The organism is Burkholderia orbicola (genome assembly GCF_900100915.1).
Classification (GTDB): Bacteria; Pseudomonadota; Gammaproteobacteria; order Burkholderiales; family Burkholderiaceae; genus Burkholderia; species Burkholderia orbicola.
In genome coordinates this window covers 1,013,212-1,028,213 of the sequence record NZ_FNKW01000001.1, presented here as the reverse complement: position 1 = coordinate 1,028,213, position 15,002 = coordinate 1,013,212, and the positions used below count along the sequence as shown (strand labels likewise).

The 15,002-nt window shown below is 58.7% G+C and carries 11 protein-coding genes; 10 read left to right on the top strand and 1 reads right to left on the bottom strand.

Annotated elements, in window-relative coordinates; translation table 11 throughout:
• Position 1: 1 nt before the first annotated feature.
• Positions 2-1,153: a glycosyltransferase family 4 protein gene (locus tag BLS50_RS04875; protein WP_027810712.1), complete on the bottom strand. Its 1,152-nt coding sequence runs from the start codon at positions 1,151-1,153 to the stop codon at positions 2-4.
• A 437-nt stretch (positions 1,154-1,590) separates the two neighbouring features.
• On the opposite strand from BLS50_RS04875, the gene BLS50_RS04870 reads away from it, so the two are divergent.
• The 10 genes from BLS50_RS04870 (at position 1,591) to BLS50_RS04830 (ending at position 14,866) form a co-directional block, all read left to right on the top strand.
• Positions 1,591-2,775 carry a polysaccharide biosynthesis/export family protein gene (locus BLS50_RS04870; protein WP_027810711.1) on the top strand — a complete coding sequence of 395 codons (1,185 nt, stop codon included), beginning with the start codon at positions 1,591-1,593 and terminating at the stop codon, positions 2,773-2,775.
• A gap of 2 nt (positions 2,776-2,777) precedes the next feature.
• Positions 2,778-3,884: a hypothetical protein gene (locus tag BLS50_RS04865; protein WP_074801152.1), complete on the top strand. Its 1,107-nt coding sequence runs from the start codon at positions 2,778-2,780 to the stop codon at positions 3,882-3,884.
• On the top strand, positions 3,874-4,668 hold the full coding sequence (locus BLS50_RS04860; RefSeq protein ID WP_069232222.1) for an ABC transporter permease: 795 nt from the start codon (positions 3,874-3,876) through the stop codon (positions 4,666-4,668). The genes BLS50_RS04865 and BLS50_RS04860 overlap by 11 nt, the downstream gene beginning before the upstream one ends.
• A 13-nt stretch (positions 4,669-4,681) precedes the next feature.
• Entirely contained in the window at positions 4,682-5,335 is a 654-nt protein-coding gene (locus BLS50_RS04855) for an ABC transporter ATP-binding protein (protein WP_027810728.1), read from the top strand.
• A 76-nt stretch (positions 5,336-5,411) separates the two neighbouring features.
• On the top strand, positions 5,412-7,253 hold the full coding sequence (locus tag BLS50_RS04850; RefSeq protein WP_074801149.1) for a methyltransferase domain-containing protein: 1,842 nt from the start codon (positions 5,412-5,414) through the stop codon (positions 7,251-7,253).
• Positions 7,250-10,159 carry a rhamnan synthesis F family protein gene (locus BLS50_RS04845; RefSeq protein ID WP_143028321.1) on the top strand — a complete coding sequence of 970 codons (2,910 nt, stop codon included), beginning with the start codon at positions 7,250-7,252 and terminating at the stop codon, positions 10,157-10,159. Before BLS50_RS04850 ends, BLS50_RS04845 begins: the two co-directional genes overlap by 4 nt.
• Positions 10,160-10,260: 101 nt before the next feature.
• Positions 10,261-11,319 (top strand): dTDP-glucose 4,6-dehydratase, encoded by a 1,059-nt coding sequence (gene rfbB / locus BLS50_RS04840; RefSeq protein ID WP_074801142.1) that lies wholly within the window; start codon positions 10,261-10,263, stop codon positions 11,317-11,319.
• A gap of 258 nt (positions 11,320-11,577) precedes the next feature.
• Positions 11,578-12,462: a glucose-1-phosphate thymidylyltransferase RfbA gene (gene rfbA / locus BLS50_RS04835; protein ID WP_074801139.1), complete on the top strand. Its 885-nt coding sequence runs from the start codon at positions 11,578-11,580 to the stop codon at positions 12,460-12,462.
• Positions 12,459-12,581, top strand: coding sequence for a hypothetical protein (locus BLS50_RS36260; protein ID WP_256333938.1), 123 nt, complete (start codon positions 12,459-12,461; stop codon positions 12,579-12,581). Before rfbA ends, BLS50_RS36260 begins: the two co-directional genes overlap by 4 nt.
• A gap of 20 nt (positions 12,582-12,601) precedes the next feature.
• Positions 12,602-14,866: a glycosyltransferase family 2 protein gene (locus BLS50_RS04830; RefSeq protein WP_124621684.1), complete on the top strand. Its 2,265-nt coding sequence runs from the start codon at positions 12,602-12,604 to the stop codon at positions 14,864-14,866.
• Positions 14,867-15,002 lie beyond the last annotated feature (136 nt).

Genomic DNA, 15,002 nt, shown 5'->3' with positions numbered 1-15,002 from the left:
TTTACCTGAGCGATTCGAGAAAGCCGTCGATTCGTTCGAAGTGCTCCCCCCACGTCGGCGCTCGAAAGCGTTCGATCCGCGCGATCTGGTTTGCTCGTTCGACGCTGTCAGACCGGGCGTACGCGCGAATCCGGGCGAGCCATCCAGGCCCGTCGAGCGGGTCGAGATAGTCGGGAATGTCTGACGCGATCTCGTGAAAGACCGGCAAATCGCTGGCGAGCACCGGCACGCCCAGCATCAACGCCTCGACGAGTGGCATACCGTAGCCTTCGGCGAACGACGGGAACACGAGTGCTCGCGCATGCTGCAACCACGCATGCAGCCGATCGTCGCTGCAATCCGACTCTTCGATGACCGCGCCCTGAATCGTTGCGCAGCGCTCGAGCATGTCGACGACGTTCTCGCATTCCCAGCCGCGTCGGCCGATGACGACGAGCTTGGGGGCGGCGTCGCCCATCTGTTCGACCAGATGCCGCCAGACGTGCAGGATGAACCAGTGGTTCTTGCGCGGCTCGATCGTGCTGAGCATCACGAAATAAGGCGCCTCGATCGGCGGCGGGCTCGGAGGATGAGGTTCCACCGCGGGCGCGAGCGGAGCGACGACGACTGGCGGAAGCGGCAGCGACGCTTGCCTCGCTTCGTTCGCCAGTTCGTCGTAGGTCGCCTGTGAGTTGCTGATCAAGCCGCTCGCATGCCGTAGTGCGGTATGGATGCGGGTGCGATGCGACGCATCCACGCCTGGGCGACAGTATTCCGGGTGCGTCAACGGAATGAGGTCGTGGACCATGAAGACCGAGCGCGCGTTGCGTTGCGCCATCGCCCGATAGTAACGAGTGAACTCCATCCCGTTGTGACTGGTATGCAACAAAATTGCGCGATCGAATCGCTGCGAACGAAGCTGGTTCAGCAACGCGGAAGCAACAATTTTGCGTAGCGCCCATCGATCGCGACTCGACGACAGCAGCAGCGAGAACGCCTTCTGCGAGTCATTTTCCGTTAAAACTGTGGAAAAGCCGCGTTCGCTCAGCACCGCACGCGCACGGTCGCCATACCGACGGATGTAGGCCAGTCCGACTCGATCCACCCCGGTGGGGAGCAGGCCATCATAAAAGCGAGTGGCAAGACGAGTGACGTCTAGAAGTATTTTTGTCACGCGGGTGCAATGTGGTTGTGCGCGCGGAAATGAAAAAAATGTTTCTGTTTGCCGAAGCCTGACGGCTCATGCAACAATTCCGCCGGGTAATTCTATGGCATCTCGGATGGCGGGACAATTCACGCGCACATCTATTGACCGGTGCAAATGCCGAGCATGCCAAAACCAATTGAAGCTTGATGTCAGATTTACCGATCCGCTCGTTCTCGCGAGCGGCGGCAATGGACTGTTGAGGCCGTACCTGTTTGCACCAAATCGGCTCGCGCCTTAGCGGGCAAGATTTGGCTGCTTGTAAGCCAGGGCCGCTGGACGGCGAAAAACCGCAGGCACCTCGAGGGTGCCTATCGGCGATTCGGATGCTCCACGCCGGTGAATTCTCCGGTACATCTTACATTGTGCGGTAAAATCCGGCGGCCTTTGAATGACTGGATTGTTAAATGCAGAGTTTAAATCGCAGTGTTTGGTTGGCTGCTGCCATCGGCGGTGCCATTGGGTTGGCTGCCTGCGGGGCCATTCCCACGTCCGGGCCGAGTCGTTCCGAGATTAATGCCAGTGGCGCAGGCACAAATCAGGTCAGTTCGCAAGGCATCCAGGTCGTCGACGTGACCGACCAGATCGCGCGGCAACTCTACGCCGGCCGTAAAAGCACGGATTTCGCTGCAACGTTGGGCGATAACTCGGCGTTTCAGCAACAGCTAGGTGTAGGTGACGTCGTGGAGGTGTCGATCTGGGAAGCGCCGCCTGCGACCCTGTTCGGCGGCGGCACGAGTGACGCCCCGACGTCCAGCAGTCTGCCGACTGGCGCGCGGTTGACCAAGCTGCCGACGCAAGTGATCGACGGGAACGGCAACGTCCATGTGCCGTTCGTCGGCGCCATCAGGGCGTCGGGCCGTACACCGAGCCAGTTGCAGGCGTTTATCGCAGCGCGCCTCAAGAATATCGCGCACGACCCGCAGGTACTGGTACAACTGGCGCGTAACGAGACGTCGTACGTTACGGTGGTGGGAGACGTATCGAGCAGCACGCGCATGCAATTGAGCGCACGCGGCGAGCGCGTGCTCGACGCGCTTGCCGCGGCCGGTGGTGTGAAACAGCCGATCAACAAGATCATGATTCAGGTAACGCGCGGCGAAACGGTCGCGCTGGAGCCCCTGGAGACGGTGATACGTGATCCCCGCCAGAACGTCCCGCTCAAGGCGGGCGATGTCGTTACGGCATTGTTTCAGCCCTATAGCTTCACTGCGTTCGGTGCGACAGGCAAGAACGAGGAAATCAATTTCGAGGCGCAGGGCATAACGCTGGCGCAGGCGTTGGCGCGGGCAGGCGGCCTGCAGGATTCACGTTCGGACGCACAGGGCGTATTCATTTTCCGACTGGAAGATCAGCAGGCGCTCAAGTGGCCCAACCAACCGGTGCGAACGACGGCAAACGGCAAGGTCCCGGTCATCTATCACATCAACCTCAAAGATCCGGATTCGTTCTTCGTCGCGCAGAGCTTCATGATGGACAACAGGGACGTTCTTTACGTTTCCAATGCGCCGGTGGCAGAACTGCAGAAAGTGCTGAACCTCGTGTTCTCCGTAGCCTATCCGATCGTATCTGGTGTCCAGACGTTCAAGTGATTATGAAATTTTTGAAGCGAATTAATCGTTTGTTTTTGATAACGGTCGTTATTCCTACTGCTGCTTCGATTGTTTATTTTGGTCTTATTGCCAGTGATCAATATACATCGGTTAGTAGCTTTCTGATTCGCAGCCCGCAACAGTCTAATGCATCGGGGTTGGGAGGGTTGTTGAAAGGTGTCGGTGGATTTTCTCAATCGGACGGCGATGCCTACACGGTTCAGAAATACATTCTTTCTCGTGATGCGATGATGGTGCTGGATAAAGAGCAGCATATCAAGTCGGCGTTTCAGAGTGGATCGATTGACTTCGTTAATCGTTTCTCTATCTTCGGCCTGAACAACAGCCTGGAAGAGTTTTATCTTTACTACGGCAAGAATATCGTCGATGCCAAGGTCGAGGTCGATTCCTCGATCGTGACGTTGAATACCAACGCATACGATCCCCATCTCGCGTGGAGCATGAACAAGCGCCTGCTGGAACTGGGTGAGCGGATCGTCAATCAGATGAACACGCGCGCCCGGGCAGACCTGATCAATACGGCCCAGCACGATGTCGACGTGGCAAAGGAACGTGACCGGGTCGCCACGCTCGCATTGGCACATTATCGGAACAGCGCCGGCGTGATCGACCCCGAGCGCCAATCGACGATCCCGCTGCAGCAGGTTGGAAAACTTCAGGACGATTTGATCGCCACACGTGTTCAGATTGCCCAGATGGAACGGCTGTCGCCGAACAATCCGGGACTGCCGACCCTGCGCGATCGCGCGAAGCTGCTGCAGCAGGCGATCGATCAGGTGAGTCAGCGCGTGGCCGGCTCGCAAGGCGCTTCGCTGGCCAGCAAGGCCGCAGAATTCCAGCGCCTGACACTGGAGAAGGAAGTGGCCGACAAGATTCTTGCGGGTGCCATCACCTTGTTGGATCAGGCGCGCGTCGAGGCCGAACGCAAGCAGCTTTACCTCGAGCGCATTGCCGAACCCAGCCTGCCGGACTATGCGATGAGCCCGCGTCGCGGGCGCGCCATTCTTGCTACCTTCTTGCTCGGCCTTGTCTTGTGGGGCGTGTTGACCATCGTCATCGGTGGAGTGAAAGAGCACTATGACCGCTGATTATCGTCCGCCGACATTTTGGGAGCAGTCGCGCATCCAGATTCGCGTCATCTGGGCGCTGGTCATGCGCGAGATGATCACTCGTTTCGGTCGCGAAGGGCTTGGCGTATTGTGGATGATGGCCGAGCCGGCGATGTTCGTTGTCGGCGTGATGATTATTTTCAGTCATACGGAATCGAAGGCCAGGTATTCGGTTGCCGAATACCTGGCGGTCAGCTATCCGACCCTCTTGTTCTGGCGAAATACCGCCAGCCGGGTAATCAAGGCCATCGAATATAATCGTTCGCTGTTGCATCACAAGCCGATTCGGCCGATCGACATACTGTACTCGCGCATCATTCTCGAGTTTGCGGGCGCTACCGCCTCGTTCTTCCTGCTGTACACGGTACTGGTGGTGATCGGCATTTGCCAGCTTCCCGCTGATCCGCTCAGCATGATTCTGGGGTACTTCCTCGTCGTCTGGTTTTCGTTCAATTTCGTCATGACCATGGCGGCGCTGTCCGAGATGAGCGAGGCGGTGGAGCGCGTCTCACACGTCATCCTGTACCTGATGATCCCTTTTTCGGGTGTTTTCATTCCGACATACGTCCTGCCGCCGCGACTCGCGGAATTATTGACGTACTTCCCGCTGGTCGATGCGGTGGAGTATTTCCATTACGGATATTACGGAGATCGCATGCCGACGCTGTACTACCTCGGCTATACGGTCACCGTGTTGTTGTTCTTTACTCTCTTTGCTCTGTCGATTGCGCACATCGCCATCCGGCGCGTGCAATTGAACTGAGTCGAGGTCGGGCATGATTGAACTGCGCAATGTCACCAAACGGTATTCGATCCATCACGGGCGATCGCATCGCGAAGTGCTCAAAGGTGTGAACCTGCGTGTTCGGGCGGGCGAACGGTGGGGCATCCTCGGTCGCAACGGAGCGGGGAAATCTACGCTGATTCGCATTATCAGCGGGTCGGACAAGCCGCATTCCGGCGAGGTCATCAAGACGATGTCGGTATCGTGGCCGTTGGCATTCGGAGGAACGTTCCAGGGCAGCCTGACGGGCAAGGACAATGTGCGGCTGATCGCCCGCATATACAACGTCGATTACCGCAAGACCCTTGATCTGGTCGAGGATTTTGCCGAACTCGGTGCGTATCTTGACGAGCCGGTCAAGTCGTACTCTTCCGGGATGGCCTCGAGGTTGGCTTTTGCGATTTCGATGTCGATCGAATTCGATTGCTTTTTGATTGATGAGGGCATGTCGGTCGGCGATCACCGTTTTCACCAGAAATGCAATGTCGAGCTGTTCGAAAAACGGGGCGATCGCGCGATGATCATCGTTGCCCACCAGACGGATCTGATTCGCAACGTTTGCAGTCATGCCGCTGTTCTGGACAACGGTGTGCTCACGGCCTGCGAGACCGTTGAGAACGCAATTCAGATTTATGAGTCGCTTTGAAATAAAGCGAGAGTGAACTCTATGTATAAGGAAGCGGCGTATGCATGACACTGCATATAAGATTGGTGGTCTGGTCATGGATACCTATTTGCCATCGATTCCTTCGAAGATACTCGAGATCGGTGCGCAGAACATCAACGGCACATTGAGAGATCATTCTCCGCGCAATGCCGAGTATGTCGGGCTGGACTTTGTTGCGGGCGACGGGGTCGATATCGTCATTACCGGTCTCAATGATTGGGGCGTGCCGGACGATCACTTTGACCTGGTCATCGCATCGTCGGTCTTCGAACACGACAATGCCTTCTGGCGGACCTTTGTCCAGATGTGTCGGAAAGTGAAGCCGGGCGGCCATGTCTATGTCAGCGCGCCTTCCAATGGCTCGGTGCACCGCTATCCGAAAGATTATTGGCGCTTCTATCCGGATGCCGGGCTTGCACTCGAAGAGTTGGCGCGCGGCGAAGGCTTTGAATTGACGCTGGTGGAAAGCTTCGTTGCCGAGCGGGAAGCCGACTCATGGAACGATTTCTGTGCCGTTTTCCGGCGCGGGCCGTGCGACGCCGAGCTCAATCTGGATTTCGTTCACAACAAGGTGCGTTGTACCAATGCGCTCAACTGGCGGTCGTCGCTGATTGTCGATTCGATGGAAGCGACCGAGGACATGCGTCTTCTGCGTCAGGCACGTGACGATGCGGAGCAGGCTGCCGCGCAGCAGCGCTCTTTCGAGGCGCGTCTCGCGGAACTCGCCGATCAGAAAGCGGCGAGCGAAAAGCATTTGCACATCCAGATTGGCGGTTTGACGCAGTTTGTTCAGGAGCGCGACCAGCAACTCGAGACGCTGGGCGATCAATTGCGGGTACTGACCGAGGCGCTTGAGAAGGAGCGGGCCGATTCCGCGGTGTCGCAGCGCTCTTTCGAGGCTCGGCTGACGGAACTCGCGGCCGAGAAGGCGTCAAGCGAGGCGGATCTGCAGAAGCGAATCGATGAACTGACGACGCTTGTCCGGATGCGCGACCAGCATCTTTCGGATCAGGGCAATCAATTGCAGGCGCTGGCCGGGAAACTCGAACAGGAGCAGGCCGACTCTGCCGCCTTGCAGCGTGCTTTCGAGGCCCAGCATGCTGAGTTGGTGGCTCAGAAGACGGCGAGCGAAGCGCGTTTGCAGGAACGGATCGGCGATCTGGTACAGCTGATTCGCGAACACGACGAACATCTTGACGAACAGAGCAGGCAGTTGCGGGCGCTGACTGCCGAGCTTGTGACGGAGCGGACAGGGGCGACCGCGCGACAAAGATCGTTCGAGGCGGCGCTTGCTGAGCTTGCCGTGCAGAAAGCAGCGAGCGACGACCGTTTGCAGGAGCGGTTCCGTGAAATTGGCGGGCTGACGCGGCTTATCCAGGAGCGCGATCAACATATCGCGGAATTGCGCACGCAGTTGCAGACGGTGACGTCGGACCGCGCGAGGGAGCACGCGGACGCCATGGAGACGCAGCTTGCTCTGGAAGCGCGGCTTGCGGAACTTGCCGCGCAGAAGGCGACAAGCGAAGGACGCCTGCACGAGCGTTTTCGCGAGATCGGCGGCTTGACGCGACTCATTGTGGAGCGCGATCAGTACATTCAACAGCGCGATCAGCAAATTTCCGGCTTGAAAATGCAGATCGAATGGCTGTGCCGGGTTATTTCAGTATTGACGAAAGGTTTTTCGACCTCCAGCAAGGCACGTGCGCTCGCCTGGCTGCCAGCGTATTTCAGCCATAAGAGACAGAAGGTCTCGCTGAAAGAGCAGGGCTTGTTCGATCCGGATGATTATGTCGCCACCTATCCCGACGTTCTGCAAGGCAGGGCGGACCCGCTGCGGCACTACATCAATCACGGCATCAACGAGGGGCGCATTATTAAAAAAGGGGTGCGACTGTGATCGACACTATCAATGAGAGAGAAGTAGCCGCTATTCGCGGATGGAAGCATTTTGATGCCGAGTGGTATTTGCGGGAGTATCCGGATGTTGCCTGGATCGGTCTAGAGCCGGCTTATCACTATCTGTGGATCGGTGCCCGGATCGGGCGCCGCCCGTCGGCCAACTTTACCTATTTCACGGAAAATTATTCCGGAACAAGCGACCTCCTGAAAAGAATCGACGAAGGCGATTTTTCGGACCGGCCTGCGATCGGGCATGTGCGCGCGCAGCCGGCGGAATTCGTCGGCTCGGGAGGCATCGATGTGGCCGCGGTTCAAGGCATGTCCGTGGCCGTGCACGCGCATATGTACTATGCGGATCTGGCCGGAGAGTTCGCCGAATACCTGGGCCGGATACCGTGTTCGTTCGATCTCTATGCTTCCACGGCAAACGAGGCTGCCCGCGAGTCCGTCGAGAAGGTTTTTGCAACCATTCCGAATGTCGCGCGCGTCGATGTGCGTGTCGTGCCCAATATCGGTCGTGACATCGCTCCGTTCGTGGTCGAGTTCGGCAAGGATCTGGCGAAATATGACGTCATTTCGCACATCCAGACGAAAAAATCGTTGTACAACAACGGGAAGACAGACGGCTGGCGGGAGTATCTGCTGGGTTCGCTATTCGAGCAGCCGGAAAGAATCGCGCTGTTCTTGCGCGCGCTCAAGAGCGGTCGCTACGGCATGATTTATCCGCAGTGCTTCTACAATTTGCCCTACATGGCCAATACCTGGTTGGCCAATTCGGGTGTGGCGCGAGCGTGGGCACCGCGCTTCGGAGTGGAGAAGCTCCCGGACGGGTATTTCGATTTTCCGGCGGGGTCGATGTTCTGGGCGTGTACGGAAGCGGTGCGGCCGTTGCTGGAAGCGGGGCTGGAATGGAGCAATTTCCCGCCGGAACAAGGGCAAACGGACGGAACGCTGGCTCACGGGATCGAGCGGATGCTGGGCGTCATTCCGACGTCCCGGAATTTCCAGCTCGGCATCATCCGCGATACGCGGACACCGAGCTGGTCGCGTTGGCGGCTCAATCAGTACATTGACCGGCCGCTCGCGCATCTGCACGCCATGATCGAGAACGATGATGTGAAGGTCGTCGCGTTCGACATTTTCGATACCCTGCTGACCCGGCCATTTCTCGATGCCGACTACGTCAAGTGTCTGCTGGATGCCGAATACGCGCAGCAAGGGGTCGCCGGTTTCCGCGACCTTCGTGTGCAGGCCGAAGGCCGAGCGCGAGAAGCCAAGGGGCGCGATGTTGACATCCACGATATCTACCAGCACCTCGCCGTGGTTCAGCGCGGGGAGCGGAAATCGCTGACGCCGGACCGGGAAATCGATCTCGAGATCAAGTCGGTCCGGCCAAGGCATGAAATGGTGGCGCTTCTGAAATTCGCCGCGCAAAAGGGCAAGAAGGTCGTCCTGGCCAGCGACATGTTCCTGACGCGGACGGTCATCGAAGAAATGCTGCGGCGCTGTGGCGTCGACGGCTGGAACCACCTTTATCTGTCATCCGAAGTCGGCGTGCGCAAGGATAGCGGCAAACTGTACGAGCATATTCTGGCCGAAGAAAAAATTGCGCCGCAGCAGATGGTGATGATCGGTGACAACGAGCGATCGGATTTCCAGATTCCCGCGGACATGGGTATCCGGGCAACGCACGTCGTCAAGCCGAGCAACATGATGCGTGCGATGCCGCTACTCGCCGATCTGATCCCGAATGCGGAAACGGCGCCGGCGGCCGACCAGTTCCTGTTCGGCACGCTTGCATCGGAAAATTTTGGACCGGTCAACTATCCCGATTTCTCGGCCGACGACATGTTCGGCTCCAGCGCCCGGTCGGTCGGCTACAGCCTGCTCGGTCCAATCGTGGTCGCGTTTTCGGAATGGCTGCGTGAGCAGGTACGGGACAACGACCTCGATCGCCTGTATTTCCTGGCGCGCGAGGGCAAGTTCCTCAAAGAGGTCTTCGATTGCTGGCAGGCCGGTCAAGAACAAGCGATTCGCAGCGAATATCTGCTGATCTCTCGTCGGGCCGTCACGGTGCCCTGCATTCGCACGGTCGAGGACATCTTCGACATCGCCGCGGCAAACAACTTCTATGGCGCGTCCATGGCGATGTTCCTGGACGAGCGGTTCGGCACGGTGCTGGACGATCGACAGTGGGCCGAATGCGAACGGGCGAAGGTGTGGTCGAGGCACGAGCCGCTGACGATCATGGATCATGATATCGATCATATTCGTCCCTTCCTGCACTTCATCACGCCGCATATCCTCAAGCAGGCCGGGCTGGAGCGGGAAAACGCGCTGGCTTATCTGCGCGGCAAGGGGCTTGATGCAGATGGTCGCGGCGCCGTGGTCGATGTCGGTTATGGTGCGACCATCCAGCGGCATCTGGTCAAGCTGTTCGATCAGAAGGTGCACGGGCTGTATCTGATGACCGATACCAAGGGGCAGTCGCTGGAGGCCAGTGCCGGCGTTCGGGCGGCGGGATGTTTCGCGGAAGGCGTCGAACGTGCACCGACCGCGCCGCTCATGTTCCTGAACAGCTTCCTGCTGGAAAAGATGCTCAGTGCGGATGACGAGCAGGTGATCCGCTATGCGTCTTCCGATTCCGTCGAGTTCCGTGAATCGGGCGACTACATCGATCAGGGGCGTGCATGCCGGCACGAGTTGCAGCAGGGGGCCATGGATTTCGTCAAGGAAGCCGTCCGTTTCCGCGACGAGATGTCGGGGTCGCTGCAAATCAGCAAGGCGCGTTGCGAGGAACTGTTTTCGAGGTTCGTTGCGAGATTGTCCAGCAACGAAAAGCGAATCTTTTCGTCGCTTGCGCTCGATGACTTCTACTGCGGAAGAGGCATCGTGGCCGAGTGAGTGCGATACGTGGTTGCGATGAAGGCATGGTTCGATGTCGACGAATGCCTCGCAATTACGCGCGGAACATCAATTTCTTGAAGCGAGTAAAGGTAGCGAGTATGTTGCTTATCACGGGGGGCGCTGGGTTCATCGGCGGAAACTTTGTTCTCGATTGGCTTGCCGGTTCGGATGAACCCGTCGTCAATCTCGACAAGTTGACTTATGCGGGGAACCTGGACACCCTGAAATCGCTGGAAGGCGATTCGCGGCATCATTTTGCCCGGGGTGACATCGGTGATCGTCAGCTTGTTTCACGGCTGCTTGCCGAGCATCGGCCGCGTGCGGTGATCAATTTTGCTGCCGAGTCGCATGTCGACCGATCGATCCACGGCCCCGGCGATTTCATTCAGACGAACGTCGTCGGAACCTTCAATCTTCTCGAAGCCGTGCGCGCCTACTGGTCCGACCTCGCGGCGGACGAGCGCCAGGCGTTTCGGTTCCTGCATGTCTCGACCGACGAAGTGTTCGGCACGCTCGGTGCGGATGATCCGCCGTTCACCGAAACCAACACCTATGAGCCCAACAGCCCGTATTCGGCGAGCAAGGCGGCATCGGATCATCTGGTACGCGCCTGGCACCATACGTACGGGTTGCCGGTGGTGACCACGAATTGCTCGAACAATTACGGCCCCTATCATTTTCCCGAGAAGCTGATTCCGCTGATCATTCTGAATGCGCTGGCCGGCAAGCCGCTTCCGATCTACGGCGATGGCCAGCAGATTCGCGATTGGCTCTACGTCAAGGATCACTGCTCGGCGATCCGCGCGGTCCTGGCGAATGGTGCGCTCGGCGAAACCTACAACGTTGGCGGCTGGAACGAGAAGCCGAACATCGAAGTCGTGCGCACGATCTGCGCGATCCTCGATGAATTGCAGCCGCGCAATGATGGCAAGTCGTATGCGGAGCAGATTAGTTTTGTCCGCGACCGGCCCGGTCATGACCGCCGTTACGCCATCGATGCCCGCAAGCTCGAGCGTGAACTCGGCTGGAAGCCCGCCGAAACCTTCGACACGGGTATCCGGAAGACGATCGAGTGGTACCTGACGAATCAGGCCTGGGTGAAAAACGTCACGAGTGGCCAGTATCGTACGTGGATCGACCGCCACTACGGGGAATAGTCACTCGATAAGCCGCAGCATTCGGCGAGACGAGCGGGTGCGAGCATGCGCGTCGCATCGTGGCGCTTGCGGAAGTGCGTGGCGTCGATCCGACGTTGCACACTTCCGATATCGCACCGATTGCGGTACACGAGTTTCGGCCTTTTGCAAAGCGCCCCATGGACGCCTGTCCCGATGTCGGGATATCGGTCACTGATCGGCGCATAGGCTGGTGACGTATTCGAGCAACTGCACGACTGAAACGGAACAAGAACGAGCATGAAGCGTAAAGGCATTATTCTTGCCGGCGGGTCGGGTACCCGTCTTTATCCGGCGACACAGGCAGTCAGCAAGCAATTGCTGCCGATCTACGACAAACCGATGATCTATTACCCGTTGAGCACGCTGATGCAGGCGGGGATCCAGGATATCCTGATCATTTCGACGCCCCAGGACACGCCACGATTCGAGCAGTTGCTGGGAGATGGATCACAGTGGGGAATCCGTCTGCAGTACAAGGTGCAGCCCAGCCCGGACGGGCTTGCACAGGCGTTCTTGTTGGGCGAGTCGTTTATCGGCGGCGATCCTTCGGCGCTGATTCTGGGTGACAACATCTTTTATGGCCACGATCTCGGTGGACTGTTGAAGAGCGCGGTCGGCAAGACCGCCGGCGCTCAGGTCTTCGCCTACCACGTCCAGGATCCGGAACGATACGGTGTTGTCGAGTTCGATTCGGCGGGCAAGGCGATCAGTATCGAGGAAAAGCCCGAGGTGCCGAAGTCGCACTACGCGGTGACCGGACTCTATTTTTACGATGGGCAGGTGGTGGAGTTTGCGAAATCGCTGAAGCCATCTCGGCGCGGGGAGTTGGAGATCACCGATCTCAACGCGTTGTATCTGAAGGATGGTTTGCTCAACGTGCAGACGATGGGGCGCGGCTTTGCGTGGCTGGATACCGGCACGCACGACTCGATGCTCGAGGCCTCGCAGTTCATCGCAACAATGGAGCACCGACAGGGGCTGAAGATCGCGTGCGTCGAAGAGATTGCCTATCGGTTCGGCTATATCGACGATGAGCAGCTGGAGCGTCTCGCGCAACCGCTCAGCAAAAACGGTTATGGCCGTTACCTGCAAAGCATTCTGAAGGAAGGAACGGGCCGGTGAACGCAATTGCGACCGCCATTCCGGACGTGAAGATTTTCGAGCCGAAGGTATCGGGCGACGCATTGTTATCCGGCACGGATGCCGTGGCGCCTGCTTTCGAGGATACCGAATACTTTTGAGCCGCTTCCCGCGCAAGCCCATGTTTGACTTCAACGCCCTGCGCCTGACGTGGGGGATGCCGTTCCTGGTCGATTTATCCTGCGCCGAAATGCATGTGTCGGAGGATCGGCCCGCAACCCGAGTGTATCTGGTTGACGTCCGGTTGCTGCCGGGTTGGTACATGATCGAGCTGCGCACGAGCGGTCATGCGGCGCAGGTACGGGCGCGGATAAGGCTGCCCGGCGGGCTCTCGGCGGCAACGCTTGCGATGACGCTCGGTGCGCGGCAAGTGAGCAAGCGGCTCGTGCATCTCCCGACACGGGGAAAGATCGAAATCGAGATTGATTTCGACGATCCGGTTGCCGACCGCATCGAGGCGTTTCGCCTCGCTCGCGTCACGTCGCGATTTGCGCATTTGCGCATCATGACCAAGCTCGAAGCGCTGCATCCGAGATACAAGCCGTGCGGCGATGACTACGACCTGGTGGATAGCCGGCGCGAGCGCGGCGATCTGGCGCGAGCGTGGCGCGACTACTGCTGCCTGTTCGAAGAATCGGAACAACTGGTGGGGTACCAGGACTGGATTCGTCACTTCGACACGCCGAGCCTCGACACGTACAAGGTCATGCTGGACAGTCTGCACCGCTTCACCGTCAGCCCGGTGTTTGCAATCGGCATGGAGGTGTCCGATGCGCCGTCGCCACACTGGGAAACGGCGATTCGTTCAGTGGCAGCGCAGATCTATCCGAACTGGCAACTTCTGATCGTCGATCGACGCCCCGGCTCCGAACGCACCGATCTGATTCCACGGGACCTGCGTGCCGATGCGCGCATCCGTGTGATTTCGGATCGCGCCTTGGCAGACGAACATTCGACGCTCGACCGTGCGCTTGCCGAAAGCGCCGACTGGGTCGTGTTCTTCGGACAGGACGACGTACTTCCGCGACATGGCCTCTACGTCGTGGCCGATGCAATCGATCGCCGCCCCGATGTCGATCTGCTCTATTCGGACGAAGACTACATCGACGTCAATGGCGTTCGGCACAGTCCGCGGTTCAAGAGCGACTGGGATGAGAATCTGATGCTCTCGTCGGATCTGTTTTCCGGCCTTGGCATTTACCGAGCCGACGTGTTCGCGTCGTCCGGCGGGCGGGATCATCGCCACGGAGCAGCGTCACGTTACGACATGACGCTGCGGTGTCTCGCGCATACCAGCCGGGATCGGATCCTTCACATTCCGCGTGTTCTTTACCACAACCGTGCCGAACCCGAATCTATTCAGGACCCGGTTGCCCGCTCCGACGCGCGTGATGCAAGGAGACTCGCGGTCGTCCGTCACCTGTCGCGTGCGGGTATTCAAGCAACGGTCTCGTCGACGGCGTACGGTCATCATGTACGGTATCCCGTACCCGAACAGGCACCGCTCGTCACGATCGTGATTCCTACCCGGAACGGGTTTTCGCTGCTTAGCCGTTGCGTCGATTCGATTATCACTAAGACGCGCTATCGTGCATTCGAAATCGTCATCGTCGACAACGGATCGGACGACCCGGACACGCTCGATTACATGGCGCGGCTTGCAGTCGATCATCGGGTACGCATCCTGCGGGATGATCGTCCGTTCAATTATTCGGCCCTCAACAACCGCGCGGTCGAAATCGCGAGAGGCGAGTTCGTCGCGCTCGTCAATAACGATGTCGAGATCATCGATGGCGGCTGGCTCGACGAAGTGATGGGGCACGCGTTGCGGCCGGAGGTCGGTATCGTCGGTGTCAAGCTGCTCTATACAAACGGAAGTGTTCAGCATGCGGGCGTCATCGTCGGGCTCAGCGGCTGCGCGGATCACCTGCATCGTGGGTTGGGACGCGACGAGCCGGGATATCAGGCACGTGCGGTGACGGTGCAGTCCTTGTCCGCGGTCACCGGTGCATGCCTTGTCGTTCGGTGGTCGTTGTATCGACAACTGGGTGGCTTGAATGAGACGGACCTCGCAGTTGCATTCAACGATGTCGATTTCTGCCTGCGCGTTCGTCAAGCGGGCTATACGGTGCTCTGGACGCCGCACGCCGTGCTGTATCACCACGAATCCGCAACGCGGGGACAGGACGATACCGCCGAGAAGATGGCCCGTGCGGCTCGGGAGATCGACTACATGCGGCGGCAATGGCGTGACATGATCGCGAATGATCCGGCTTATAGCCCGAATCTCTCGCTCGATCGATTCGATTGTCAGTTGGCGTGGCCGCCCCGTGTTGTATCGCTCCGGCGTCTCGCGCTCCGTGCGCCCGTGTCAACGGCGGAGTGAGTGCCGATCCTTCGGTATAGCTTTGTCAAGGCTTGCTCCGTGCAGACTTGACGCGTCACCGTACTCGCTCGGGCGGGGCGCAACGCGATCGCGAGACCGTCTGTACGCTCTCCCGCTTGCGCTCCGCGTTCGACGT

Excerpts from the sequence above, each read along its gene's own strand:
- BLS50_RS04870 (WP_027810711.1), top strand. The coding sequence starts at position 1,591 with ATGCAGAGTTTAAATCGCAGTGTTTGGTTGGCTGCTGCCATCGGCGGT.
- BLS50_RS04865 (WP_074801152.1), top strand. The coding sequence starts at position 2,778 with ATGAAATTTTTGAAGCGAATTAATCGTTTGTTTTTGATAACGGTCGTT.
- BLS50_RS04860 (WP_069232222.1), top strand. The coding sequence starts at position 3,874 with ATGACCGCTGATTATCGTCCGCCGACATTTTGGGAGCAGTCGCGCATC.
- BLS50_RS04855 (WP_027810728.1), top strand. The coding sequence starts at position 4,682 with ATGATTGAACTGCGCAATGTCACCAAACGGTATTCGATCCATCACGGG.
- BLS50_RS04850 (WP_074801149.1), top strand. The coding sequence starts at position 5,412 with ATGGATACCTATTTGCCATCGATTCCTTCGAAGATACTCGAGATCGGT.
- rfbB (WP_074801142.1), top strand. The coding sequence starts at position 10,261 with ATGTTGCTTATCACGGGGGGCGCTGGGTTCATCGGCGGAAACTTTGTT.
- rfbA (WP_074801139.1), top strand. The coding sequence starts at position 11,578 with ATGAAGCGTAAAGGCATTATTCTTGCCGGCGGGTCGGGTACCCGTCTT.
- BLS50_RS04830 (WP_124621684.1), top strand. The coding sequence starts at position 12,602 with ATGTTTGACTTCAACGCCCTGCGCCTGACGTGGGGGATGCCGTTCCTG.